The sequence below is a fragment of the Flavitalea antarctica genome (assembly GCF_054461535.1).
Map to the genome: position 1 here is coordinate 1 of NZ_JBTLQG010000084.1, position 1,269 is coordinate 1,269.

Below are 1,269 nucleotides of genomic sequence, written 5' to 3' on the forward strand. Positions count from 1 at the left end.
TTATGTAAATTGGGGTGGTAGAGCCGCCCCAACCAATGTGAGCTTTCCGAGTGGTGTGGAATCAGCAACCCTTACCGTTGATGGAACCGGCAGGATGTGGGTGGCTGCGGATGCTGTGAATACTATTCAGGTCTGGTGGAGCGATTCACCTTACACTACCTGGAGTTCTGCTATTACTGTAGCATCCGGAATTAACAGTGACGATATTTCCGCTATTACTAAATTGAATGGAAAAATTGGCGTATTCTGGTCAAATCAGAATACGGGTCTGTTTGGTTTCAGGACACATACGGATGGAACAAATCCAGGTACCTGGACCGCGGATGAACTCCCAGCCTCCCAGTCGGCTATTCCCGGTAACCCGCGCATGGCAGATGATCACATGAATTTGACCGTTGCAAGTGATGGCACGCTTTACTGTGTTGCCAAAACCAGTTATAATAATGTGAGTCTCCCTGAGCTTATATTGTTGGTACGCCGCCCGGATGGCACCTGGGATGATATTTATCCTGTAACGATCGGAGAAGGCACCCAGGCCATAGTCTTGTTGAATGAGGCAGCGTCGAAAATCAAAGTCGTATATACAAGTGTTTCTAATGGTGGCCAGATTCTGTATAAAGAATCTCCTGTTTCTAACATTTCATTCAGCGGGGCTGCAACGTTGATGGGCGGGCCTGATGCAAATTATAATTTCTCTTCCAGCACCCATCAAACTTACAGTCCGGATGTAGCTATTGTTGCAACGAACCAGGGAAGTCCCCGCCAGATAGTAAGTGTATTGGCTTCCGACGGTATATCAGGTGGCCTGCCGGCGCCTTCTGTGGCAAGTATACTTCGTTCTTCACCGACAACACAAAATACAACCGCCACAACGGTAGTGTACGCAGTTAATTTTACGGAATCTGTGAGTGGGGTAAACGCAACTGATTTTACCCTGTCAGCCAGCGGAACGGCTAATGGTAATATAAGTAGTGTAGCCGGTTCCGGATCAGCATATACGGTAACAGTAAATAATATAACGGGTACGGGCAGCCTTAGACTGGATCTTAACAGCAGTGGGACCGGAATAACGGATGGAGATAACAATCCAATCACAGGCGGATTCACGGGTGGAGAAACTTACAATGTATCTCCAGGTGACCTTACAGCGCCGTCAGTAGCAAGTATTCTCCGCTCTTCTCCAACCACACAAAACACCACGGCCACTACAGTGGTTTTTGCAGTCAACTTCTCTGAATCAGTCACAGGTGTAAATTCGTCAGACTTTGC

Annotated in this window: 1 protein-coding gene; it reads left to right on the forward strand. The window is 47.6% G+C overall.

Going from position 1 to position 1,269, the window contains the following annotated elements:
• Window positions 1-1,269, forward strand: a 1,269-nt coding sequence (locus tag ACX0G7_RS27270) for a hypothetical protein (protein ID WP_458926712.1), incomplete at both ends; no start/stop codon positions are given.